This window comes from Halobacteriovorax sp. JY17 (assembly GCF_002753895.1).
In the GTDB taxonomy this organism is placed as follows: domain Bacteria; phylum Bdellovibrionota; class Bacteriovoracia; order Bacteriovoracales; family Bacteriovoracaceae; genus Halobacteriovorax.
This window is the reverse complement of record NZ_NJER01000002.1, coordinates 175,478-197,634: the sequence shown is the minus strand read 5'-3', so window position 1 is coordinate 197,634 and position 22,157 is coordinate 175,478. Positions and strand designations below refer to the sequence as shown.

Genomic DNA, 22,157 nt, shown 5'->3' with positions numbered 1-22,157 from the left:
ATCTTGAAAAGGATAAGGTAGCCTCAGACTTCCTAGAGAAGTATCAAGATGGTACTAAAGTGAAATGGCACAACGCTGCTCTCGGAACAATTGGTACGACAATGATTATTTCAAGCTTTTTTGTAAATTCAACAGGAAGTAATAAGAAAACATTACTAATCGGTGGAATAACTTCAATTGTTGTCAATTTTCTAATGGCGAGAACGTTTGAATCTTCTAACGAAAAGAACTTAGATAGAGCAATTCTTGAATATAACAAGAGGAACTTACCTCAGATAGAATATAACCAAACAAGTCTAGGCAATGAGAAGAGTAAAAGCTATAAAACGGTATATTTTGAGAAAAACTGGAGCTTCTAATGGTTCAAGAAAATACTATTAACTGCCATTCATGTAACAAAAGCTTAGAACTTGAACAAAACGCTAGAGTTCTCAGAAGTGAAGAGTGCCCATATTGCTATGCCAGTGTGCATTGCTGTAGAATGTGTGGATTCTATGATAAAACAGCTTATAATGAGTGCCGAGAAACTAGTGCTGACCGTATTGTAGAAAAAAATAAAGCAAACTTCTGTGACTATTTCATTTTAAAAGGAAATGGTACTGGCGGAAACGATAAAGATGATTTATTAAGTGCTGCTAATTCACTATTTAAAAATTAAGGGTTAACTATGAATAACGATACACCAATTACAAAAGAAGGATATGACAAAGTTCAAGCAGAGCTCGATCAGCTAATTAGAGTTGAAAGAGAGGAGCTCAAAGTTATCATTTCTGACGCTAGAGATTTGGGTGATTTAAAAGAAAACGCAGAATATCATGCAGCAAAAGAAAAGCAATCAGTACTTGAAGGAAGAATTATGCAACTTCAAGGGGTGATTGCAAGTGCTCAAGTTATTGATCCAAAAGAAGTTTCAACTGATAAAGTTGTATTTGGTGCTACTGTTACGTTATTAGATGTAGAAAAAGACGAAACCGTTGTTTATAAAATTGTTGGTGAAATTGAATCAAATATGAAGGAAGGAAAAATTTCATATAAGTCTCCACTAGGTAAGGCAATTATTGGTAAAGAAGAGGGTGACACTGTTATTGTTAGGGCACCCAAAGGCGACATAGAATATGAAGTCGAGTCCTTCGAATACATCTAAACTTTCCTGGAACTCAAGCCTCTTGGACCTTTCTCACAAAGGTCCATCTAAGAGCATTCAAGCATTAATTGACTCTGGCTACTCTACCCTTAACTCTCTACTTTGGTTACTCCCGCTTCGAATATTGCCAACACCAGTTATAAAGAATTTTGAACACGCTTATGAAGAATGCCTCTTTACCGGAATAGCAAAAGTTCTCTCAGTTAGATCCCTACCAAGCTTTCATGGAAAAGGAAAAAATAGAGCGCAGCTATTAAATATTACAGCTCTTGTGCAAGATCATTTATCAAAGAATATCATTGAGCTAAAATGGTTTAATGCCTACCCTTCTTTATCTCAAAATATTCAAAAACTACTCTTTATAAAGTTCACAGGAAAAGTTCAAATCTATCAAGATAGTAAACAAATTATTAATCCAGACTTTGAAAGCTACTTGGAAGAAAGCCTTCCCTCCACTGAAGAAAAGGACGAGTTACTTCCAGAATTAAAGATACAATATCCGACTACCAATGGTGTTAATTCGACAAATATCAAAAATATTATAGACAAAATTCCCGATACTCTTTGGGAAAACATTCAAGATATTCTTCCCAAAGACTTAATACAAAGTAGAAAACTCTTAAACTTAAGAGAATCATTCTTACTAATACATGGAAAGTCTCTACTGCTAAAAGAGTGGAATTTAGGACTCTATGAAGAAGCTCGTAAAAGACTTATTTACGAAGAGTTTCTAGAGGAACAATTTAAAATTCATTTACGAAGAAAAGAAAACCTAAGACCAAAAGGTCTTGAAATAAAGTGTAGCGACAGCACTCTAAAGAAGTACTCCTCTATTTACCCTTATGACCTAACAGTAGATCAAGAGAAAGTCTTAAAAGAAATTAGTATTGATTTTCAATCTGGAAAGCCAATGATGCGACTTCTACAAGGAGATGTTGGATGTGGAAAAACATCTGTCGCAATTACCGCTGGCCTTATTGCAATTGAGTCAGGCTACCAAGTTGCATTGATGTGCCCTACAGAAGCACTCTCTGTCCAACATTACCAAGAAGTAAAAAGCTACTGCGACACTATGGGGTTTGAGGTTTCTCTGCTTATTGGATCACTCACTCCTAAAAAGAAAAGTGAGGTTCTTCAAAAATGTAGTACAGGTGAATCTCAATTCATTATCGGAACCCACTCTCTTATTCAAGACTCGATTAACTTTAAAAACCTTGGTCTCGCAATAATAGATGAACAACATAAGTTTGGTGTTGAACAAAGGCTAAAATTAGTAAAGAAAGGTCTTGGCTCACACTGTTTAATAATGTCTGCGACTCCAATTCCTCGAAGTCTTAGCATGACTCAATTTGGAGACTTGAATATATCAACAATAACAACTCTTCCAAGTGGAAGAAAGGGATGTAAGACACGTATCGTACAGCCCGAAAACTTTGGAAAGTTTTTAAGCTTTGTTAAAACGCGAGTTGAAATGGGAGAGCAGGCCTATATTGTCGTCCCCGCCATCACTGATAACCCCGCACAAGATATGTTAAATCTAGAGGATGTTCTTCAAAGGTTTAAGACATTTTTTCCAAACTTTAATATTCAAGGTCTTCATGGACAACAAAAGTCTCAAGAGAAAAATGATATCATCAAATCTTTTAAAGATAGAGATATTAAGATTTTGATTGCAACTAGTGTTATCGAAGTAGGAATTAATATTATTAATTCAACGATTATGGCCATTATGAACCCAGAGAGATTTGGACTAAGTTCACTACATCAGCTTCGTGGCCGAGTGGGAAGAGGTGACAAGCCAGGATTTTGTTTTCTAGTTATTGATAGTCGTATTTCAGCAGAAAGTAATAACAGACTCAAGGTAATTGAAAATAATCTTGATGGGTTTAAAATTGCTGAAGAAGATTTAAAAATAAGAGGTGCTGGCGATATTTTTGGTAAGGATCAATCCGGAAGCTCAAACAATAAGAGAATTGCAAATATTATTACAGACTTTCCTCTTCTACAACAAGCTCGAGAAGATGCTCTCACAATACTTAAGCAAAAAAGTACAATCATCGACCAAAAGCTAGATCAATTGGCAAAAGATGCTAAGGTATTTTCTACTGTATAGCCCTTCTATTATTTGTTAAAATAGATTCATGATTAAAATAGAAGTATTAAATTCGATTAATCCCTATCTTCTAGGCCACCATAAGAACTATGGTAATATTTTCTTATTTGGAAAATCTAGTAAATATAATCTAACAGACCCCTCTTTTGATAACTTTAAACTTTCTGTTGAAAGAGATAAGTTATACATTGAAAATATTGTCGCCGGAGTTTTTTACAATATAAATGGAAAGAAAATATCCGGCAAAAAATCTCTTAACATAGGCGATGAATTAAGATGTAAGGAATTTCATTTCAAAATTTCTGCATTTGAATATAGTCATATAGACCCAATGACAGACATCGACAATCTATACAAGAAGAGAATTGAAGAATCTCCGGAAATTGAACAAATATTAATCTATATTGAGCAAGAATTTATTCATCTCGAGAAGCTAAAATATCATGAAAAATGAATTCCCTGACTACTATTACGCTCAAGACGGCACTCGAATATTCTATCTTACAAACTTTAAGAGAGAGGAGCTAGCTTTAGATGAAGAAGTTATTGTTTTTAACTACGGACTTGTTTGCAATAGAAGTCACTTCACTCCTCAAGAAAAATATTTTGACGATTTAGGATATAAGATTCTTATACATGATTACCGTGCACACTACAGCTCTTCCGGGCAAGATCAAATTGAAAGTTGTACCTTTAAGAATATAACCTCCGATCTAAAAGGTGTTCTCGACATACTTACAATAACTAAACCAATTATGATAGGTCATAGTATGGGAGTGAATGTCACTCTTGAATTTGCTAAAAATTATCCAAATGCAATTTATAAATCAATTTTAATTTCAGGGACAGTACTTCCTCCTCAGGATATTATGTTCGACTCAAATGTTGTTGATGTTGCCTCACCTTTCCTACAGAAATTTGCAAAGACTAGACCAAGAATATTTGAGTTTATATGGAAGAACTCTTATAAAAATCCAATTGCGAGAAAGATTGTTCTCGACGGTGGATTTAATACTAAGAAAGTAGAAGACTCATTTGTCCAAGTATATATGAAGAAAATAAGTGAGCTTCCAAAGGATATTTTCTTTCACCTTTTGGAACAGATGAAAGAGCACGATATTATTTCATCACTTGAGAATATCCTCACACCAACACTTATTATAGGAGGAGATTCAGACAAAGTTATTCCAAACTATTTGCAGAGGATACTTCACCAATACTTACCGAACTCTAAATTATATATTTTAAAAGATGGAAGCCATGTCCCTCAAATAGATTTTCCAGAACTGACTAACTCGCGGATAGAAGCTTTTATAAAGAGAGCCTAGGCCTCTAAATTCTTATATTTAATTAAGCTCCCAAAAACTCTCTTCATTGCCGATCGCGTTTGCGCTTTCTTGTATTCAGCATGAGAGGCTTCCCCTTCAGTGTTTTCCTTATGCGACTTGAGGTCTGCAATTTGCACTTCAAAAGGATAGAAGAACCTCACATCACGAGCGATCATAGATAAGTCTAAGTTCATTATACTCTTTGCAAGCTCACTCTCTTTATCTTCTTTAGCAGCTTTTCTCACAGCACTAAATTCTTTAAAGAAAGGATTCTTATATTTGATTAACTGCCTACAAGTAAATTGAATGGCCTTATATTTTTTAGAAGTATGTTTATTTCTATCTTGATCAATTGATGACTCACTCTCAGCAATCTCTCTTTCAATTGCATTAATAAATCTATCTTCAGCAAGATCATTACGCAGACTCATTTTAATTATATTTTGATATTTTTCTTTTAATTCTTGTAAATTAACGAGTGTGTTGATTGATCTACTTGGCTTTATATTATGTGGAATAATAATATTTTCTCTAACAAGAAAATTAACAACTCTCAAGGCGTCAAACTTTGTTTCTGTAATGAAGCGAACACCGACTCTATCAAAAAGTTCTTCTGCAACATTTTCAACTTTATGGAGGAGTTTAATAATTACACTCTCTCTAGCTTTCTTAGATTTCGTTTCAAAATCGACTAACTTTATTTTCTCAACACCATTGGAAAGATAGAGGCTATCTGCGTCCCTTGAAATATATTTATAAAATTTATCAAATATCTGTGTTTGTATGACAGAAAAATAAGTTGATCTTAAATCTTTATCAACATGAAGAATTGTGTGCATCACTTTTAGAATTATTTCTGCCCAAAGTTCATCTTCTCTCTCTATGCCTTCCTTCTGACCAGTTGCCATTGTTAGAAGCTCACCCACATCGGTGATCATGTAAAGAGAGTTTGGAATTTTTAAATCGAGGCCTTCATTATTGCCTTCTTTTAAAAAGTATCTTCTTACAAACTGCATTGCCTCTTGGAAGTTACCAAATAGCTCTGCCTTACTAACAGGATCATTAGGATCAAGCCCATATCCTTTCAAAAACTGGTTTACCTGCTCAGAGCCCATTAGTGGAGATACAAAGAACTTAGAATCGAGCGCTGATCTTCCACCAACAACTACGTCTAGGATTTCCCAATCGAACATATAATTTGATAAATAATCTGGTCTTACCATTTAATCTATTTCCTTAAAGTGTAAAATAAAATACCATGAACTCATGTCAGAAAAAAATAAGCCTAGTGTCAAAAACATAGATATTTTATTCCTCTCAGTATTTGGTTCAGGCTTTTTTCCTTGGGCCCCAGGAACATTTGGCACTCTTGTGACTATGCCTTTCCTTTACGGACTTGGAACTCTTGGCGCTCCATTCTTTATGTACATTCCATTTCTTGTTATAGCGACAGCTGGAGCATGTTTCGTAGCTGACTTCACTCAAAGAACCTACAACCTACATGATCCTTCTTGGATTGTAATTGATGAATCCCTAGGCATCGCAACAACTTGGCTTTTTCTGCAAAACCAATCGGTAGTACATTATATAGTAATTTTCGCTCTGTTTCGATTCTTTGATATTGTGAAAATATGGCCCGCAAGCTATTTCGACAAGAAAGTAAAACATGGAGCAGGGACTATTTTAGATGATATTATCAGCGGCTTTTTTGCAGGATTCAGCTACTTAGCCATTAATTCGCTCGGCATCATTTAAACTTACGCAACTTACGCATTTTGTTCTTGACTTACGCACCACTTACGCAAACAATAGAATATATAAACTGATCAATAAGTTTGGAACATATTGGAATGTGTCTGTATTAAAATCATTAATTACAAGCACTTGAATTTCAATAAAGAGAATTTTTTTGCACAAGTTTCGTCGTGCTTAACGATAATAGAAGTGATAGCGTTACGTAATCACACATTTCAATAATTAATGCAGGAGTAAGAAAAAATGGCTTCAAAAACAACAAACACACCATCAACTGATGCGAACAAGACTAAAGCGCTCGACCTGGCCCTAGCCACTATTGAAAAACAATTTGGTAAAGGTGCAATCATGAAATTAGATGCTGGAACTAAATTAGAAAAAGTACCTGCTATTTCTACTGGATGTCTTGGACTTGACCTTGCTCTAGGTGTTGGTGGAATCCCTCAAGGAAGAATTATTGAAGTATATGGTCCAGAATCTTCTGGTAAAACAACTCTTACATTACATGCGGCAGCTGAATGCCAAAAAGCTGGTGGAACAGTTGCTTTCATTGATGCTGAACATGCTTTAGATACATATTATGCCGAGAAGCTTGGGGTCGACGTTCCCAACACACTTATATCTCAACCAGACTCAGGTGAACAAGCTTTAGAAATAGCTGATATGCTTGTTCGTTCTGGAGCCGTTGACCTACTAATAGTCGACTCCGTAGCTGCTCTAACTCCAAGGGCTGAACTTGAAGGTGACATGGGAGATTCTCACATGGGTCTTCAAGCAAGACTTATGTCCCAAGCTCTAAGAAAGTTAACGGGTTCAATTTCAAGGTCAAACACAACAGTAATTTTCATTAATCAATTAAGAATGAAAATTGGTGTTATGTTTGGAAATCCTGAAACAACGACAGGTGGTAATGCACTTAAGTTCTACGCATCAGTAAGAATTGATATTAGAAGAATTGGTGCAATTAAAAATGGTGACCAAGTCGTTGGTAACAGAACAAGAGTAAAGATTGTAAAAAATAAAGTAGCTCCACCATTTAAGCAAATTGAATTTGATATTATGTATGGAGAAGGAATATCTAAGACTGGAGATGTTCTAGACCTAGCTGTTGAACATGGTGTTGTAGAAAAAGCCGGAGCTTGGTTCTCTTATAATAATGCAAAGATTGGACAAGGTAGAGAAAACTCAAAAACATACTTAAGTGAGAATGCCGAAATCTTTGAAGAAATTAAAAATAAAGTACTCGCAAAGAATGGTCTTATTGCAATGGAAGAAGAGATTATCGATGAAGCAACTGGTGAAATTCTAGAAGATGCCCCAGTTGAAAAGAAAGTAAAGAAATCAAAGAAAGCAGAAAAAGTAATTCAATAACTTCTATCACACAATCAGGGCCCAGATGAATATCTGGCCCTTGATTTTTAGACTATGAAAGATCAAGAACTCTCTACTCAAAAAACAGCCTATCTCTACGCTATAAAGCTACTCACAAAAAGAGATTATTCAAAACATAAACTTCAACTTAAATTAAAGACAAGAGGTTACGACGAGGAACATATCCAAGACGCCGTTGATGAAATTATCGAAAAAGGTTATTTAAAGGAAGAGACCTATACCACTGCAAAGGTAAAGGGATTGATACATAAAGGTCTTCATCCAAGTTTTATTCAAACAAAATTAGAAGAAGAGCATATTCAAATTACAATCGAAGAGATTAACGAGGTTTTCAAAGAATATAAAGTTACAACAAGAGATCAAATCCTAACTCTTCTCTCTAAAAAAATGCGCTCAATTGACTTTGAGAAAGACCAAGAAAGAATGGACCAGCTAAGATTTAAGCTAATACGCTATATCTTAACAAAGGGTCACGATTTAGAAGAAATAAAGTTCTTATTTGACGAGTTAATTAGTCTCAAATCAAAATGATCCACTAAACAAAGTTCACACTCAAAATTATTTATGTTAAATTTCTAATGAACCAAGGATTATTATGAATTTTGCAAAGTTACTAATACTGATATCGGCTTTATTAATTTTTTCATGTAAGAAGAAAGATGACTCTAATACTTTAAATGTCTCTATTTCTGGAGAAATCTCAACTCTAGATCCAGCTAATAGTTACGATACAATATCTGCGTCTATTGTCTATCAAGGATACGAGCAATTATTTGAATATCACTACTTAAAACGCCCTTACACTCTTCAACCACTTTTAGCTGAAAGTCTTCCCTTAGTTGAAAATAATGGGAAGAAATACACAATTAAAATAAAAAAAGGAATTAAATACCACGATGATCCTGCATTTAAAGGAAATCCACGTTTTGTTAAGGCAGAAGATTTTATAAATCAAATTAAGAGACTAGCTTTCTTACCAACAAATAGTAATGGTTGGTGGTTATTTGATCAGAAAATAAAAGGATTGAATAAATTTCGTGAAACTGTAGGAAGAGATTTTTTAAAGTTTAAGGGAACAAATATTGAAGGCTTAAAGGCTATAGACGATCAGACGTTAGTAATTGAGCTTAACGAAGCTTATCCTCAAATGCTCTATACTCTAGCAATGAGCTTTACTTCACCAATGCCTATCGAGGCCATTGAGATGTATGAAAATAATCTTAATGATAAGATTATAGGAACAGGACCTTTTAAATTAGACTCATGGGTTTCTTCAACAAAATTAAGACTAGTTAAAAATGACCAATATAGAAAGTCCTTCTACCCTGGACAAGGGGATCGAATAGCCAACAGTAGAAATCTCTTAAAAGACTCTGGAAAGGTGATTCCATTTATCGATAAGGTTGAATATAACGTCTACAAAGAAGCACAAACAAGATGGTTAAACTTTAAAGCGAAGAAGATTGATTTTCTTATTATTCCAAAAGATAACTATAGCTCCGCAGTTGATCCAAATGGGAACTTAACAAAGGAATTGCAGGAGGAAAAAATTAAATTGCAGATTTTTCCAACTCTAACATATTGGTGGCTGTCATTTAACATGCAGGACCCACTCCTAGGAAAAAATCTAAATCTCAGAAAAGCAATTGCACACGCCATTGATGTAGAGAGATATATAAAAGTATTCACGAATAATATCGGTCAAAAATCTAACTCTATCTACCCTCCGGGTATTCCTGGATATGATCCTTCATCACAGCTTCCATATGAATACAATATGGAAAAGGCAAAAGAGTTTTTAAAGAAAGCTGGCTACCCAAATGGAAAAGGACTACCAACCCTAACCTATGATGTAAGAGGAGTTAGTGCAACCAATAGACAACAAGCAGACTTCGTTAAATCAGAGCTTGGAAAAGTAGGGATTAAAGTCCAAGTTGCTCTTAATAATTTTCCTGCTTTTTTAGAAAAAGCGAGGCAGGGGAAACTTCAATTCTGGCAAGATGGTTGGGCATTAGACTATCCAGATTCGGAAAATGTTCTTCAACTTTTAATTTCAAAGAACCATGCACCAGGCCCAAACTCTACTTTCTACTCGAATGCAAAATTTGATAAATTGTTTAATAAAATGAAAGTTCTTCCAAATGGAGAAGAAAAAATTGAAATAATGAAAGAGATGGAAAGAATTATTGTTCATGATTTACCGTGGGTCATGCAGTATTATTCAAGAAACTATATTCTCTATCATGAAAGACTTAATAATTACCGCCACTCAGATCTTATATATAACAACTTTAAATACCTGAGACTGAATCAAAAGTAAGGGGCTAAGTAGCCCCTTTCACATACTAACTAGGTAAAAAACTCCACCATTCTTCCCACAATTCCATCAAAACTCCTGAGCATTTTAGTTTATGAGTTTTTCTTACGATTAGTAAGTATGACCAAGAAAACCTTGGTTAACCTGCTACTTGGGAATTGTAATGAAAAAGATAAACCTGCAAATTATCGCTATATTAATTTTTATGTTTACCGCAAGTATGGCATTTGCGCGTGATTTTATTATTTTTAGTATTGTTCAAGATTTACCTATGGGATACACGAACGAAGTCGTAAATAAGAATTTCTACGTTAATATTGGTAGTGAACAAGGACTCGATTCGGGAACAACACTCGATGTTTACAGAACGATATCAAGACTTGATCCATATGAAACAAAACAACGTTATCAATATCAAGTAAAGATTGGAGAGCTAGAAGTTCTTCATACTGAAAAAGATACAGCAATTGCGACTTTAAAAGATAGCTATGTTGGAAAAGATCTAAAAGTATATGATATTGGCGGTTTTATGATTGGAGACAAGGTTAACGTTAAAGTTAAATAGTCTTACTACTTAAAGAGTGTAGAACTCCTCTACGCTCTTTCACCAAAATAATCATCTTATTAATAGCATTAACTGATTTTTCAAGCTTATCAATAGTCTTAGGGTCCAGAGAATCAAGATCATCACTAATCTGAAGATTCCTTAAAGCAACATTACTCATTCCTTGTGCCACAACAATTTGATTACTTAATTCATGTAAGAATTTTCTTTCCCCTAAGGCCAGCTCTTCAATAGTCATTTCCATACAGACTCCCTAAACAATAATAACATAACTACTAGTTGGGAAAATTAATTTTTTTTAACTCTGTAGACTTTATTAGTTCAGTGTTTAGACAATTTGAAATGACCTTATCCACAGAAAGCAGTAAGAGATACTCTTCTCCGAGCGAAAGACTCCACTGTGTCTTTACATTTATTTTGTTGATCCTCTCTCCTCTAAAGTATCCCTTAAAGTGAAATTCATAACCAGTAGGTCTCTTTTTGTTGATGGCCTTTTCACAAATTGAAATAACTATTATTTCATCCAAAACTTTCTCCTATTTCCTTTTCCTCCTTAGATATATTAAAATTAGAAGTATAAATTAATTTGATAAGTAACTGATTTTTCTAAATAGTTTCTAGAGGACATTTAATAAATGATAATTAAAAAAAATATTCCATCACTACTCTTTAATAAGTACAAAACAAACTCTCAATCAAAGGCTATTGGATGGATAAAGAACAATAAGGTTACAACTTTAAATACACATGAATACTATGAGTATATTTCAAAGATAACTACGGCACTCGAAGAAATTGGACTTAGACCAAACGACAAAGTTTCTATTCTCGCTGACACATCCTACATTTGGAATATTTATGATCTGTCGTGCCTCTGCTTAAACGCAACAGTTGTACCGATCTATCCAACCTACACTGATGACGAAATAAGCTATATTATAAATCACTCTGAATCTTCCCTTCTCATTTTAGACAATGAAAAACAATTAAAGAAAGTCTGCGAAGTGATTGATGAATTGAGCAATATCAAGTCTCTTGTCATCCTAGAAGATATAAAGAATCAAGACTTAATTCAATTATGTAGTAAACACTTCAAAATTTATACTCATAAAGAACTCCTTGAAAAAGGCAAGCTAATCACCCTTGATAAACCAAATAGGTTAGAAGAACTAATAGATAGTGTTCAAGATAATTCTCTTGCATCAATTGTCTACACGTCAGGAACCACAGGGCAGCCTAAAGGCGCAATGATTAGGCACAATGCCTTTTGGTCCATGCTTCAAAATGTGAAATCGGCTCTCGGGCACAATATAAATGAAGCTGACCGACTCCTAACCTTTCTTCCACTCTCCCATGTTCTTGGAAGGTGCGACTCTATGCTACATCTATCCCTTGGCATCGAGAATGTTTACGCCGAAAGCATTGATAAACTCATCGACAATATTACGCTAGCACAACCAACTGTCATGATTTCAGTTCCAAGAATTTTTGAAAAAATATACGCAAAGACACAAGCAACAATTGAAGGTGAAGGAATAGTTAAAAAGAAATTATTTCAGTGGGCCGAAAATGTTTCTACAGAATACTTTGATTATCTAGATAAAGACCAATCTCCACCAAGTAAAATACTCATCGCTAGAAATTTAGCATATCAAATGGTCTTCTCTAAAATTTATAATCGCTTCGGTGGCAAAATACGCTTCTTCGTTTCTGGAGGAGCTCCGCTAGGTGTTGATATAATTAAATTTCTACGAAATGCTAATCTCACAGTTCTCGAAGGCTACGGTCTCACAGAAACCATAGCTCCCTGCTGCGTAAACCCAGTCTCTAAGCAAATGGCAGGAACAGTTGGATTACCACTTGGAGACACACAATTTAAATTCGATGATGATGGTGAAATTCTTGTTAAGTCCTCTGCTCTATTTAGTGGTTATTACAGAAATGAGGAAGAAACTAAGAAATCTTTTAATGACGGCTGGTTTAAGAGTGGAGATATCGGAAGACTTAATAGTAATGGATATCTCCAGATCACAGATAGAAAGAAAGATATCATAATTACTTCTGGTGGAAAAAATGTTGCACCACAAAAAATAGAAAATCTGCTCAAAATACGAAAGTATATTACCCACTTCATGGTTATTGGGGATAAGAGAAAGTTCCTTAGCGGAGTTGTTGGAATAGAAAAAGAGTCATTTCTTGAAATTCTTCCGGCCCTTGAGCTTACTCCAAACGTAACACTTGAAGAACTTTCAAAGAATCAAGGGGTTATTAACTTAATCAAAGAGCAAATTGAAGCTGTAAATGGTGGCCTCGCTAGCTTTGAGTCAATTAAGAAGTTCTACATTGCACCAATAGAATTTACACCTGAGAGCGGGCTTATTACTCCTTCTTTAAAATTAAAGAAGAAAGAAATATTAAAAAGGTTTGATAAAGAGATTGATGCAATGTATAACTAGAAGAGTTTTTGACATTAAGAAAAAATTATCATATTTAGAAATATTCATATATTTAATAAAACGGAGATACATATGGCCAGAATTACAATTGAAGATTGCTTGGAAAAAGTTGAAAACAGATACGAGCTCGTTCACTTGGCCGTTAAGAGAGTTAAACAACTTAGAGAAGGTTCTGAATCTCTTGTAAGAAGCAAAAACAAAGAAGTTGTTACTGCTCTTAGAGAAATCGCTGCTGGAAAAGTTAAACATGCTCCTGTAAGCGAGTACGACTCTGACGAATTCTAGAATACAAAAATTCACATATAAAAAAAGGGAGCTAGTAGCTCCCTTTTTTTATCTCTTCTTTTTAAATGCAATTTTTAATACTTCATCAAAATGTTCTACTGGATAGAACTTAAGTCCCTTTCTGTGCCTATCTGGAACTTCAATTAAATCCTTCTCACAATCTTTTGGAAGAATTATTTCTTTGATTCCCGCTCTCTTAGCCCCAAGAACTTTTTCTTTTATTCCACCAACAGGAAGAACTTTACCCGTAAGACTTAACTCTCCAGTCATTGCTAACTGTGGACGAATTTTTTGATTCGTTGCTAAACTATAAAGGGCCAAGGCCATTGTGATCCCTGCACTTGGACCATCTTTGGGAGTTGCTCCCGCAGGTAAGTGCAAATGAACCTCATGATCAGATAAGTAATCCTCAGGAGTTTCATCTTCCTCACTCTCTTTGGATCTCTTCTTTTTCTTACCGCTCTTTTTTAGCTCTTCTTCAATTTCTTGCTGAAGAAGTTTCTTTACATAGCTATAAGCAAGATTTGCTGACTCATGCATGACATCTCCAAGCTGACCAGTAAGCTTGAAGCCACCTTTTCCTACAAGTGGAAGAGTTTCTATAAAGAGAATCTCACCTCCAAATGAAGTCCATGCAAGACCAGTTACTACACCAGGCTTAACTGACTTTTGGGCAACATCACTTTGATAACGAGCTGGACCAACAAGCTTTTCTAAGTCACTCGCACCTGGAGAAAACTTCTTAGCCTTTCTCTTTGCCGAAACTTTTAACATGGCCGCTTTTCTACAAAGCTTGGCCACATATTGCTCCATAATTCTCACACCAGGCTCTCTAGCATAATCAGAAATTAATTTCTTAAGTACTGTTGCAGAAAGAGAGAAGTCCCCCTTTAAGAGTCCATGTTTCTTCAATTGCTTTGGAATTACCCACTTATTTGCAATTGAAACTTTCTCCTCAATCGTATACCCACTGAGTTCAATTACTTCCATTCTATCTAAGAGTGGTTCTGGGATATCTCCAAGATAATTTGCTGTTGCAATAAATAAAACTTTTGATAAATCAAATGGAATATCTAAGTAGTTATCAATGAAAGTTGAGTTTTGCTCTGGATCTAAAACTTCTAATAATGCTGAAGCAGGATCCCCTTGAAACGATTGCCCAAGCTTATCAATTTCATCAAGCATGATTACTGGATTATTAACTTCTACTCTCTTAAGGGCCTGTATAATACGACCAGGCATGGCACCAACATAAGTTCTTCTATGCCCTTTAATCTCAGCCTCATCTCTCATACCACCAAGACTAAATCTATAAAACTTTCTTCCAAGAGCTTCAGCAACACTTCGTCCAAGTGAAGTTTTACCAACCCCCGGAGGACCCGCAAGACAGAGAATTGTCCCGTCGTAACCAGGCTTTAATTTTCTAACAGCTAAGAACTCAAGTATTCTTTCTTTAGCTTTTTCTAATCCATAATGATCTTTTTCTAAAATCTTTGCAGCCATTGGCATATCAACTTTATCGTCTGTCGATTTATCCCAAGGTAGATCAAGCATCCAATTAATATAAGTTCTAGCAACATTATATTCTGGAGATGAATCTGGAATTACTTCCAAGCGGTCAAGCTCTTCATTAATTGACTTGACTGTATCCTCAGGAAGATCAGCTTCTTCAATTTGCTCTCTCATTTTCTTTAGATCACGAGATTTCTCATCCTCATCCATTCCGAGTTCAGATCTAATGACCTTCAACTGTTCTCGTAAGAAATATTCTCTTTGATACTTATTAACCTTATCGTTAACTTCATCAGAAATTTTCTTTTGGATATCTGCAACATCTTTTTCTCTTTTTAAATAAACGAGGAGCTTTGCAAATCTCTTTTTTACAACAAGTGTTTCTAAGAAATCTTGAGCTTCTGGAATATCTAGAGAAATTGCAAATGCTACTAAATCTGCCAGTGCTCCAGGAGATGGAGGATTCAGCATTGCAAGCTTCATCTCTTCATTAAAGTATGGATTAATCTCACTTAGTTTTTTTACCTGATTTATAACCGATCGTGTGTAAGCATCAAGCTCTTCATCAGCTTCGAGAATATCTTCAAAGACATCAATCTTGGTTAAAATAAGAGGTGCTTCTTGAGAAATACCTGAGGCCCTATACCTCTTTACTCCATGAACAAGAATATTTACAGATCCATCTGGAAGTTTTAATTTTTTAACAACCTTACAGAGCACACCAACTTTATAGATATCTTTTGATGATATATCTCTCGACTCTAAATCCAGCTCGTCTTCAGGAACGAATTCTCCAGTCTCATCTTTTAAGTCAGACTTCACAAGGTTTAATGCAATGTAACCTGTTTTTAAAAGCTGCTCATCAAGTTCTGGTGTAAATTTATCTTCAGTTAGAATAATCGGTGCGATCATTCCTGGAAAAATTGGACTATTCATTATTGGAATAATGACTACCGACTCTGGAAAAGTCGCTTCATCCATATCGCTAGGTCTGATTTCGACCTGATAATCACTTTCATGATCTGACATGACGTCTCCTTAATTATTTAATATCAAATACTAGTCTACCTGGAGAATTCAGATAGAAAATATCTACATTTACAATTTTATTAAATGTAATTTCTATAGATAGAGAATCTTTGCTGATGGGAAAGAATTTTATTTCGTCTATAAACTTACTCTTACCAAAAGATCCCATGTTAGAACCTAAGTCTGTATCAAATAAATCAATATACAACTTCTTTTCCCCGGAAGATATATTTCCATACACTCTTGGAATTTCTTTTGAAGTAAAATCAAAAACTACTCTCTCATAGCCTTTCTTATCAGTATACGAATGCCGAACGGCCTTAAGTCCTGACTTTCTCTTTGGGCCACCATTGTGAAAGATACCACTATCAAAGTAGACAGACTTTTTAGAACCGGAGACGCGCCTAATTCTTTCACCCATAAGATCTTGAGAGAAAGAGTTAAAAGTTAGAAGTAAAAATAAAATTGAAAAAATCCATTTTCTCATAATGTAATTTCCTAATGAAATCAGTCATTAACACATTAATATTATGATACTTATACTACAGGAATCCAAGTGATTTTATTAAACAAACTTAGAAGAATTGAATTTTATTGCAAAAATTGTAAACATTATGACAAAGAAGAGTGACGCAACTGGTCCATTCCCCGGAGGATTACCGTCCATATAACTAATAGATCCACACGCAAGACCTAAGGAATCATCTTTCTTAGTAGATTTTCTCAGAGTCTCAGTTGCTGTTCCAATTATATTTCCAGTAACTTTATAGGTCGAACTTCCATCAAGGCAGGATTTATTATCTGTAATTTCACCGTAATTCTTCTCACTTACACCGAAGAATTCACTCCCAACTTTTTCAACGAGACGAGTCGTTATAAAGTAGAAGTGCCTCTCTTCGTTATAATTATATCTTCCTGCGGAAAATATATCTGAAACAACCCCTGACGAGTAAAGTTGATCTATATTCTTTGGAGCAATCTTTAGAGAGTAGATATTCTTTGAACTATCTGCAAATAGAGGAATATTTAATTTAACGTCTAAATCATAATTTCCATCACTATCAACCGGGACTGGGCCTCCAAGGTTTGGATAAACTGATGGTGTTATGTAATCATCATGGTCAAGGGTTGTAACAACACGTAACGGAGAGAAGAAAGGCTGTGAGTGAACTTGAACTTCAAGAAAGAGGTTTTTACCTGGGAACGAAGAATAAAGATCATAAAGAGATAGATCGAAATTATATTCATCTTCCGTATCATCAAATTTAATAACTCCGCCATCTAGTCGAGAATTAAAAAAACCAACACTCGAACTACCAATGTAGTAGTTATTTACATCTTCGCTTACAAGAGAAATATCATATGAACTTCCTTTCGCTCTGTTGTAATCTCCTGGGACATCTAACCCACACCTAATCGAAACTGTGCCGATATTAATATTCTTATTTGAAGAATTCACCTTTATTCCGTAAGGATTTCCCCTATCACTTCCAAAGCATCTCTGAAAGAAAGAGCCCTTGTAATCCTTATTTGAATCACAAAAATCTTTCTTACTCACACTATAGTAATTTGGAAGTGAGCTTAGATTATTTAAAGGCTCTGTATAAATAAAGTATGTATCATCAAGAGGAAGATTGCTTATCGTAAATGTTCCATCAGAATCAGACACCGCAGCAGAAATAATTTTCCCCTCTCTTAAACTAAAGGCCGATACGTGTGCGCCAAAAACAGACGTCGCATTACTACCACCAGCAACTACTCCACTAATAGTTCCAAGAGTTGATGATCCGTACAAGTAACGAATACCACTATCGTCATCTGCACTTATTGTCGCCTGTCCCTTTCTTAATTCATAAAACATAGACGAACTGATTACTTGACTATGCCCCATTCCAAGCAAGTGCCCCAACTCATGAGTAATAACATTTCCCAAGAATTTTGTGCTTGCTGAGTTAGAAGAGAAAGTATGTGCAGAATCATTTAAAACAATGTCTGCTTCCTGAATGAAAGAAGTTGTAGAATTAACAATATATTGTGTAACAGCAACGATTGAAGGGTCACTAAAGAATTCATTATCACTTTGAAAGTAAATATCATTTCTTCCAGAGACTTCTCCATCATTGCTAACAGAAATATTTATTGGGTTACTCACTCGACTTGACCACTCACCGAGTGAATCAGTTACAATACTATTTACCTCAATTGATGATAGATCTGGAGTCGATGTAGATAAGAAGAGATTAATGTTTTTAGACGAGCTCCACTTTATAATTGTTCCACTCTCTGATCTATTTATAACGTAAGCGTAACCAGAAAACTGGAAAAAAGAGAACAATAAAATCAAAGCACTCTTCATTACTTTCTTCTCTTAGTTCTTCTTATTGTGTAAACAGACATTGCTCCCAATAAAGAAAAAATTACAACTATCCATATCGGATTCCCCGATTGCTCCTCACTGTGATGATCCAAGCTCTCAGAACCAGGGTCTCTCTCGAGGCTTGCAGGAAACCTTCCTCCCCTAGCCTCCATTTCAACTTTATTCTCAACCGGAATATTCACAAATTTATCTGATTTAACTTTCTGCAAGGCAGACCCAAACCTTTTAATAAGAGCATTATCAAAAGATTTTTGAGAAATTTTTCCCAGACTTGCATGATCTGGAAAAACTGATGATTTATAATAAATAACATCATCTTTTTTATAGATATCATACTTCCCCATTCCCAGGCCCTTCACTGCATAACCCAAGGAGGTCTTCTTAAGTATTAATAATGTTTCTTCGCTCGCTCTAAAGTGAGGCGCACCAGAAACTCTATAATCCAAATCCTGCCATTTTCCTCCGGGATAAATAACTTTAAAATTATTCTTATTAATTATTTCACTTTGCTTAATCCCCACGCTTTCAATTATTCTAAACGTAGCTTCAGTAATAATTTGGTTTTCAGAAACTTTCTTATACTCAACACCTTTAAATTGCGCCCTTAGAACACCTGACGCATTCTCCATTTGTTTATCTAGTGAAATTGGAATAAAAGTGGAAGAGAGTACCGAAGTACTAAAAATAAAAGTGATGAAAAGAAGTGTTTTTCGGTGCATATTTTTGTCCTAAACTTATTACCCTATCTATATTATCGGGTATTAATGACAAAACTTTACACTTTTACTCGGGTATCAATATCCTCAACCTACTAGAAATACGTTAAACCTGAATAATTTCGTCCACAAAGCCTGAGAAATGCTCGTTTTCATCGATTAAGACAATGGTATTCCCATTATTCGTTAGATCTTGGACAAATTCTCCTATTCTATAAATTTCGTGGCGAGAAAGCCCAAAAGAAAGATCTTCAAGAATGATTAATGAGTTCTCAATACTTTTTTGAAGCTCGGATAGAAGCTTCAACCTCTGCTTCTCTCCACCAGACAAAGAGCTTAACGACCTATCTAGGCTTAGATAGTCTAAATTCAATAACTTCAAATATTCCCATATTCTCTTACCTTTTGGAGTTAATTTTAGATTTGGTAAGATTTCATTCATAGGCTTACTTAGGGTTTCATAAATAGTATGGAAGCCATCTGAAATTGTTGCAAGAAATGGTTTAAGCTTCATTCCTTTGCAGTCGTCACAAACAAATTGAACATCTTCTAAAAATTGCATATCAATGCTTTGAAGACCTCTCCCTTCGCATGTAGAACATTTTCCAAGATCTGAGTTTGAAGAAAAATGACCTTCTTTTAGGTTTAAATTTTTTGAGACTGCTAAATTTGCAAAATGCTTTCGAATGTAAGGAGTTAAACCCACCATTGTCCCTACTGTTGATCTTGAACTAAATTTATTAAATTTCGAATTTAGAACTAATACTTTTTCATACTTAAATAAATTCTTTGGCCTCCTATACTCAACATCTACATTGGATATTTTATCTAGCCCTAAAACTTCAGAGACAATATTTCCAAGAGCTTCAATATATAAATCTTTTTTTCCAGAAGTGCTCTTTCCTCTAACAAGATTAACTCCCTGAACTTTAAATTCTATTTCCTTTTGAACAAACTGGCCGATACTTATTCCTGAAATATTCGTCTTCTTAAGCTCTCTCTTTTTCCTACTTTCAACTTTTAGTTTTTTTGTTTTTTGAAACTTTCCTTGATAAGTAATTTCACCACCATTATGACCTGCCCCCGGCCCCATGATAATAACTTCATCAGAATTCTTCTGCAGGTAATCATTATGATCTACAAGAATAATTGTGTTTCCTTCCTTTTTTAGTATTTGAAGATACTTCCATAAAACCTTTACCTCATTAGCATCTAAACCTAAGCTTGCTTCATCTAAAATGAAAAGAGATCCAGACCCCACGAAAGACAGGTATTTTACAAGTAATATTTTTTGGTAGTTATTAATACTCAAAGACTTCACTTTTTCTTGTAACAGAACTCTTCCAAGTCCTAAATCAATAGCGACTTTCAAAATTCTTTCAAGACTGCCAACTATCTTCTTAACTTCTTCCCAATTCTCAATTCTCTCTCTTTGCTCCTTGATTCTTCCAATAAATGCAAAAAGCTCTTCAAAATTAAACAAGAGAATATCTCTTAATGAATACTTCTTTTCCTCTGGAACTCTAAAGCTTAAAACATCTTTCTTTAGTCTTGTTCCCTCACAAGATTCGCAAAGGACTTCAGTTTTCAATGATCGAATAAGAATTCTGACGTTCTTCTTATACCTTTTAGACTCCAAGTACTCGTAAAGCTCAAACAGTCCACAGAATTGCCCTGCACCTTCCTCTAAGAACTTCCAAACCTTTCGAGACAACTTGTGAAAAGGAATTGTTATATCAAACCCAGCCTTCTTGGCCTCCTTAAGCATTAGAGGCTCTAAATGAGAGAATCTCGAATACGTTAAGAAATTCACGGCTCCCTCTTTTAATGAAAGTCTTTCATCTTTCACTATCTTCACTCTGTCATACTTTAAATTTCTTCCATGTCCTGAACAATCTATACAGGCTCCTAATGGAGTGAAGGGAGAAAAGACAGATGGTGACGAAATATTTATTTTCTCCACTTCTCCACATTTTGGACATTGCCTATTTTTACTTATTCTAAAAAGCTTTTTTAAATTTTTATTTGGTATATAAATAAGCACCAGGCCGGAGGCATTAACTAAGCCAACATCAGCAAGCTTCTTCTCCATTGATTGTAATTTAGAAGCCCTTAATCTAAATAATTCCCAATATTCATCGCCTTCATCAAACTCATTTACTCCTTCTCCGAAGGACCTTGAGGGATAGAAACCATCTCCATGAATCTTTAAATAATCCTCAGAGTCTAAAAAGAAATGTACTACATCCTTATCAGACAAGTTCTGCTCTTCCAAAAAGGCAAGAATTCCAACTATAGATAAATTAACTTCAAGTGGAACTAAGTGAGTTGAACAATAATTTCTTCCCATGTTAAAAAGTAACTTTGAAAAAAGATCTCCTACACTCATTAAATCAATTGCTGCGGGTCTAGATCCAACAACTGGATTATGTTGTGCCAATCCCCAAACTGGTAACACAGGAGTTATTTCATCCACATCTGCAGACTGAGGAATATCCCAAAAGAACTTCACATCACTAGGAAAAGAGTTCATGAATCTTCTTTTAGACTCTGTAAGAATGGTATGAAAAGCAAGAGAAGACTTTCCCGATCCGGAAGGTCCTGCAATACAGGTAATAGAGTTTAAGGGGAAACTCACATCGATATTCTTTAAATTGTGAGTCTTTGCCCCTTTTATTCTTATATGAGTATGATTCATTTTTCTCAAATAAAAAAGGCCCACAAAGTGGGCCTTTAGTATATAAATTATAACATTTATTATCTCTTAGAGAATTGGTACTTAGCTCTTGCGCCTTTAAGACCGTATTTCTTACGTTCAACTTTTCTTGAGTCTCTTGTAAGGAATCCAGCTGCCTTAAGCTCAGCTCTAAGAGCAGGATCAACTTTTAAAATTGCTCTAGCAATTCCAAGTCTAACAGCTCCAGCCTGACCAGTAGTTCCACCACCATTAACATTTACGTTAATGTCGTATTTATCAGCAAGCTTCACTAAGTTTAAAGGTTGAGTAACAACATATCTGTTAGTCCCTTTATCAAAGTACTCTTTAAATTCTCTTTTATTTACTGTAATTTTTCCAGAACCTTCTTTTACGTAGACTCTAGCAACAGAGGTCTTTCTTCTTCCTACAGCATGCGCATCGTAAGTTTTACCTTTAGTAGCCATTGCAAT

Annotated in this window: 22 protein-coding genes; 13 read left to right on the top strand and 9 right to left on the bottom strand. The window is 34.9% G+C overall.

Features of this window, described 5'->3' with window-relative positions; translation table 11 throughout:
• Positions 1-59: 59 nt before the first annotated feature.
• Genes CES88_RS09285 through CES88_RS09260 form a run of 6 tightly spaced genes read left to right on the top strand, consistent with a single transcriptional unit; the run spans position 60 to position 4,585 of the window.
• Complete coding sequence (locus CES88_RS09285) at positions 60-359, top strand: hypothetical protein (protein WP_290733657.1); 300 nt, start codon at positions 60-62, stop codon at positions 357-359.
• Positions 359-658 (top strand): hypothetical protein, encoded by a 300-nt coding sequence (locus CES88_RS09280; RefSeq protein ID WP_290733655.1) that lies wholly within the window; start codon positions 359-361, stop codon positions 656-658. Before CES88_RS09285 ends, CES88_RS09280 begins: the two co-directional genes overlap by 1 nt.
• A 9-nt stretch (positions 659-667) precedes the next feature.
• Positions 668-1,144 carry a transcription elongation factor GreA gene (gene greA / locus CES88_RS09275; RefSeq protein WP_290733653.1) on the top strand — a complete coding sequence of 159 codons (477 nt, stop codon included), beginning with the start codon at positions 668-670 and terminating at the stop codon, positions 1,142-1,144.
• Complete coding sequence (locus CES88_RS09270; RefSeq protein ID WP_290733651.1) at positions 1,116-3,257, top strand: ATP-dependent DNA helicase RecG; 2,142 nt, start codon at positions 1,116-1,118, stop codon at positions 3,255-3,257. Before greA ends, CES88_RS09270 begins: the two co-directional genes overlap by 29 nt.
• A gap of 28 nt (positions 3,258-3,285) precedes the next feature.
• The gene (locus tag CES88_RS09265) at positions 3,286-3,711 is read left to right on the top strand and encodes a hypothetical protein (protein ID WP_290733649.1); all 426 of its coding nucleotides are present in this window, start codon (positions 3,286-3,288) and stop codon (positions 3,709-3,711) included.
• Positions 3,701-4,585 carry an alpha/beta hydrolase gene (locus CES88_RS09260; RefSeq protein WP_290733647.1) on the top strand — a complete coding sequence of 295 codons (885 nt, stop codon included), beginning with the start codon at positions 3,701-3,703 and terminating at the stop codon, positions 4,583-4,585. The genes CES88_RS09265 and CES88_RS09260 overlap by 11 nt, the downstream gene beginning before the upstream one ends.
• On the opposite strand, the gene CES88_RS09255 is transcribed toward CES88_RS09260, so the two are convergent.
• A complete protein-coding gene (locus CES88_RS09255) occupies positions 4,582-5,808 on the bottom strand; it encodes a TIGR04552 family protein (RefSeq protein ID WP_290733645.1) in 1,227 nt (408 codons plus the stop codon). The two genes, CES88_RS09260 and CES88_RS09255, sit on opposite strands and share 4 nt — an antisense overlap.
• A 43-nt stretch (positions 5,809-5,851) precedes the next feature.
• Here CES88_RS09255 and CES88_RS09250 point away from each other — a divergent pair, with 43 nt between their 5' ends.
• The 5 genes from CES88_RS09250 to CES88_RS09230 all read left to right on the top strand — a co-directional run bounded on the left by CES88_RS09250 (position 5,852) and on the right by CES88_RS09230 (position 10,614).
• Complete coding sequence (locus tag CES88_RS09250) at positions 5,852-6,340, top strand: phosphatidylglycerophosphatase A (protein ID WP_290733643.1); 489 nt, start codon at positions 5,852-5,854, stop codon at positions 6,338-6,340.
• 243 nt (positions 6,341-6,583) lie between these two features.
• On the top strand, positions 6,584-7,711 hold the full coding sequence (gene recA / locus CES88_RS09245) for a recombinase RecA (RefSeq protein ID WP_290733641.1): 1,128 nt from the start codon (positions 6,584-6,586) through the stop codon (positions 7,709-7,711).
• Positions 7,712-7,765: 54 nt separating this feature from the next.
• Positions 7,766-8,263 (top strand): RecX family transcriptional regulator, encoded by a 498-nt coding sequence (locus CES88_RS09240; RefSeq protein ID WP_290733639.1) that lies wholly within the window; start codon positions 7,766-7,768, stop codon positions 8,261-8,263.
• Between the two features lie 64 nt (positions 8,264-8,327).
• Entirely contained in the window at positions 8,328-10,052 is a 1,725-nt protein-coding gene (locus CES88_RS09235) for an ABC transporter substrate-binding protein (protein WP_290733637.1), read from the top strand.
• A gap of 160 nt (positions 10,053-10,212) precedes the next feature.
• Positions 10,213-10,614, top strand: coding sequence for a hypothetical protein (locus tag CES88_RS09230; RefSeq protein ID WP_290733635.1), 402 nt, complete (start codon positions 10,213-10,215; stop codon positions 10,612-10,614).
• On the opposite strand, the gene CES88_RS09225 is transcribed toward CES88_RS09230, so the two are convergent.
• Together CES88_RS09225 and CES88_RS09220 are read right to left on the bottom strand one after the other, a co-directional pair.
• The gene (locus CES88_RS09225) at positions 10,607-10,858 is read right to left on the bottom strand and encodes a hypothetical protein (protein ID WP_290733633.1); all 252 of its coding nucleotides are present in this window, start codon (positions 10,856-10,858) and stop codon (positions 10,607-10,609) included. The two genes, CES88_RS09230 and CES88_RS09225, sit on opposite strands and share 8 nt — an antisense overlap.
• Before the next feature lie 31 nt (positions 10,859-10,889).
• Entirely contained in the window at positions 10,890-11,141 is a 252-nt protein-coding gene (locus CES88_RS09220) for a hypothetical protein (RefSeq protein WP_290733631.1), read from the bottom strand.
• A 108-nt stretch (positions 11,142-11,249) separates the two neighbouring features.
• Here CES88_RS09220 and CES88_RS09215 point away from each other — a divergent pair, with 108 nt between their 5' ends.
• On the top strand, positions 11,250-13,070 hold the full coding sequence (locus CES88_RS09215) for a long-chain fatty acid--CoA ligase (protein WP_290733629.1): 1,821 nt from the start codon (positions 11,250-11,252) through the stop codon (positions 13,068-13,070).
• A 72-nt stretch (positions 13,071-13,142) separates the two neighbouring features.
• Positions 13,143-13,355, top strand: coding sequence for a DNA-directed RNA polymerase subunit omega (gene rpoZ, locus CES88_RS09210; RefSeq protein WP_290733626.1), 213 nt, complete (start codon positions 13,143-13,145; stop codon positions 13,353-13,355).
• 48 nt (positions 13,356-13,403) lie between these two features.
• Here rpoZ and lon read toward each other — a convergent pair whose 3' ends face one another.
• From lon to rpsI, 6 genes are all read right to left on the bottom strand, one after another.
• Positions 13,404-15,896, bottom strand: coding sequence for an endopeptidase La (gene lon / locus CES88_RS09205; protein WP_290733625.1), 2,493 nt, complete (start codon positions 15,894-15,896; stop codon positions 13,404-13,406).
• 13 nt (positions 15,897-15,909) lie between these two features.
• Complete coding sequence (locus tag CES88_RS09200; RefSeq protein WP_290733623.1) at positions 15,910-16,383, bottom strand: hypothetical protein; 474 nt, start codon at positions 16,381-16,383, stop codon at positions 15,910-15,912.
• A 78-nt stretch (positions 16,384-16,461) separates the two neighbouring features.
• Positions 16,462-18,252, bottom strand: a complete 1,791-nt coding sequence (locus tag CES88_RS09195) for a matrixin family metalloprotease (protein ID WP_290733621.1) — start codon at positions 18,250-18,252, stop codon at positions 16,462-16,464.
• Positions 18,252-18,992 (bottom strand): hypothetical protein, encoded by a 741-nt coding sequence (locus CES88_RS09190; RefSeq protein ID WP_290733619.1) that lies wholly within the window; start codon positions 18,990-18,992, stop codon positions 18,252-18,254. The genes CES88_RS09195 and CES88_RS09190 overlap by 1 nt, the downstream gene beginning before the upstream one ends.
• A gap of 103 nt (positions 18,993-19,095) precedes the next feature.
• Positions 19,096-21,687 (bottom strand): hypothetical protein, encoded by a 2,592-nt coding sequence (locus CES88_RS09185; protein WP_290733616.1) that lies wholly within the window; start codon positions 21,685-21,687, stop codon positions 19,096-19,098.
• A gap of 59 nt (positions 21,688-21,746) precedes the next feature.
• Entirely contained in the window at positions 21,747-22,151 is a 405-nt protein-coding gene (gene rpsI / locus CES88_RS09180) for a 30S ribosomal protein S9 (RefSeq protein WP_290733614.1), read from the bottom strand.
• Between the last annotated feature and the right edge of the window lie 6 nt (positions 22,152-22,157).

Coding starts and splice junctions, on each gene's coding strand:
- CES88_RS09225 (WP_290733633.1), bottom strand. CDS start 10,858: ATGGAAATGACTATTGAAGAGCTGGCCTTAGGGGAAAGAAAATTCTTA.
- greA (WP_290733653.1), top strand. CDS start 668: ATGAATAACGATACACCAATTACAAAAGAAGGATATGACAAAGTTCAA.
- CES88_RS09240 (WP_290733639.1), top strand. CDS start 7,766: ATGAAAGATCAAGAACTCTCTACTCAAAAAACAGCCTATCTCTACGCT.
- CES88_RS09230 (WP_290733635.1), top strand. CDS start 10,213: ATGAAAAAGATAAACCTGCAAATTATCGCTATATTAATTTTTATGTTT.
- CES88_RS09270 (WP_290733651.1), top strand. CDS start 1,116: ATGAAGTCGAGTCCTTCGAATACATCTAAACTTTCCTGGAACTCAAGC.
- CES88_RS09200 (WP_290733623.1), bottom strand. CDS start 16,383: ATGAGAAAATGGATTTTTTCAATTTTATTTTTACTTCTAACTTTTAAC.
- CES88_RS09260 (WP_290733647.1), top strand. CDS start 3,701: ATGAAAAATGAATTCCCTGACTACTATTACGCTCAAGACGGCACTCGA.
- CES88_RS09190 (WP_290733619.1), bottom strand. CDS start 18,992: ATGCACCGAAAAACACTTCTTTTCATCACTTTTATTTTTAGTACTTCG.
- lon (WP_290733625.1), bottom strand. CDS start 15,896: ATGTCAGATCATGAAAGTGATTATCAGGTCGAAATCAGACCTAGCGAT.
- CES88_RS09185 (WP_290733616.1), bottom strand. CDS start 21,687: ATGAATCATACTCATATAAGAATAAAAGGGGCAAAGACTCACAATTTA.
- rpoZ (WP_290733626.1), top strand. CDS start 13,143: ATGGCCAGAATTACAATTGAAGATTGCTTGGAAAAAGTTGAAAACAGA.
- recA (WP_290733641.1), top strand. CDS start 6,584: ATGGCTTCAAAAACAACAAACACACCATCAACTGATGCGAACAAGACT.
- rpsI (WP_290733614.1), bottom strand. CDS start 22,151: ATGGCTACTAAAGGTAAAACTTACGATGCGCATGCTGTAGGAAGAAGA.
- CES88_RS09255 (WP_290733645.1), bottom strand. CDS start 5,808: ATGGTAAGACCAGATTATTTATCAAATTATATGTTCGATTGGGAAATC.
- CES88_RS09250 (WP_290733643.1), top strand. CDS start 5,852: ATGTCAGAAAAAAATAAGCCTAGTGTCAAAAACATAGATATTTTATTC.
- CES88_RS09215 (WP_290733629.1), top strand. CDS start 11,250: ATGATAATTAAAAAAAATATTCCATCACTACTCTTTAATAAGTACAAA.
- CES88_RS09265 (WP_290733649.1), top strand. CDS start 3,286: ATGATTAAAATAGAAGTATTAAATTCGATTAATCCCTATCTTCTAGGC.
- CES88_RS09280 (WP_290733655.1), top strand. CDS start 359: ATGGTTCAAGAAAATACTATTAACTGCCATTCATGTAACAAAAGCTTA.
- CES88_RS09195 (WP_290733621.1), bottom strand. CDS start 18,252: ATGAAGAGTGCTTTGATTTTATTGTTCTCTTTTTTCCAGTTTTCTGGT.
- CES88_RS09235 (WP_290733637.1), top strand. CDS start 8,328: ATGAATTTTGCAAAGTTACTAATACTGATATCGGCTTTATTAATTTTT.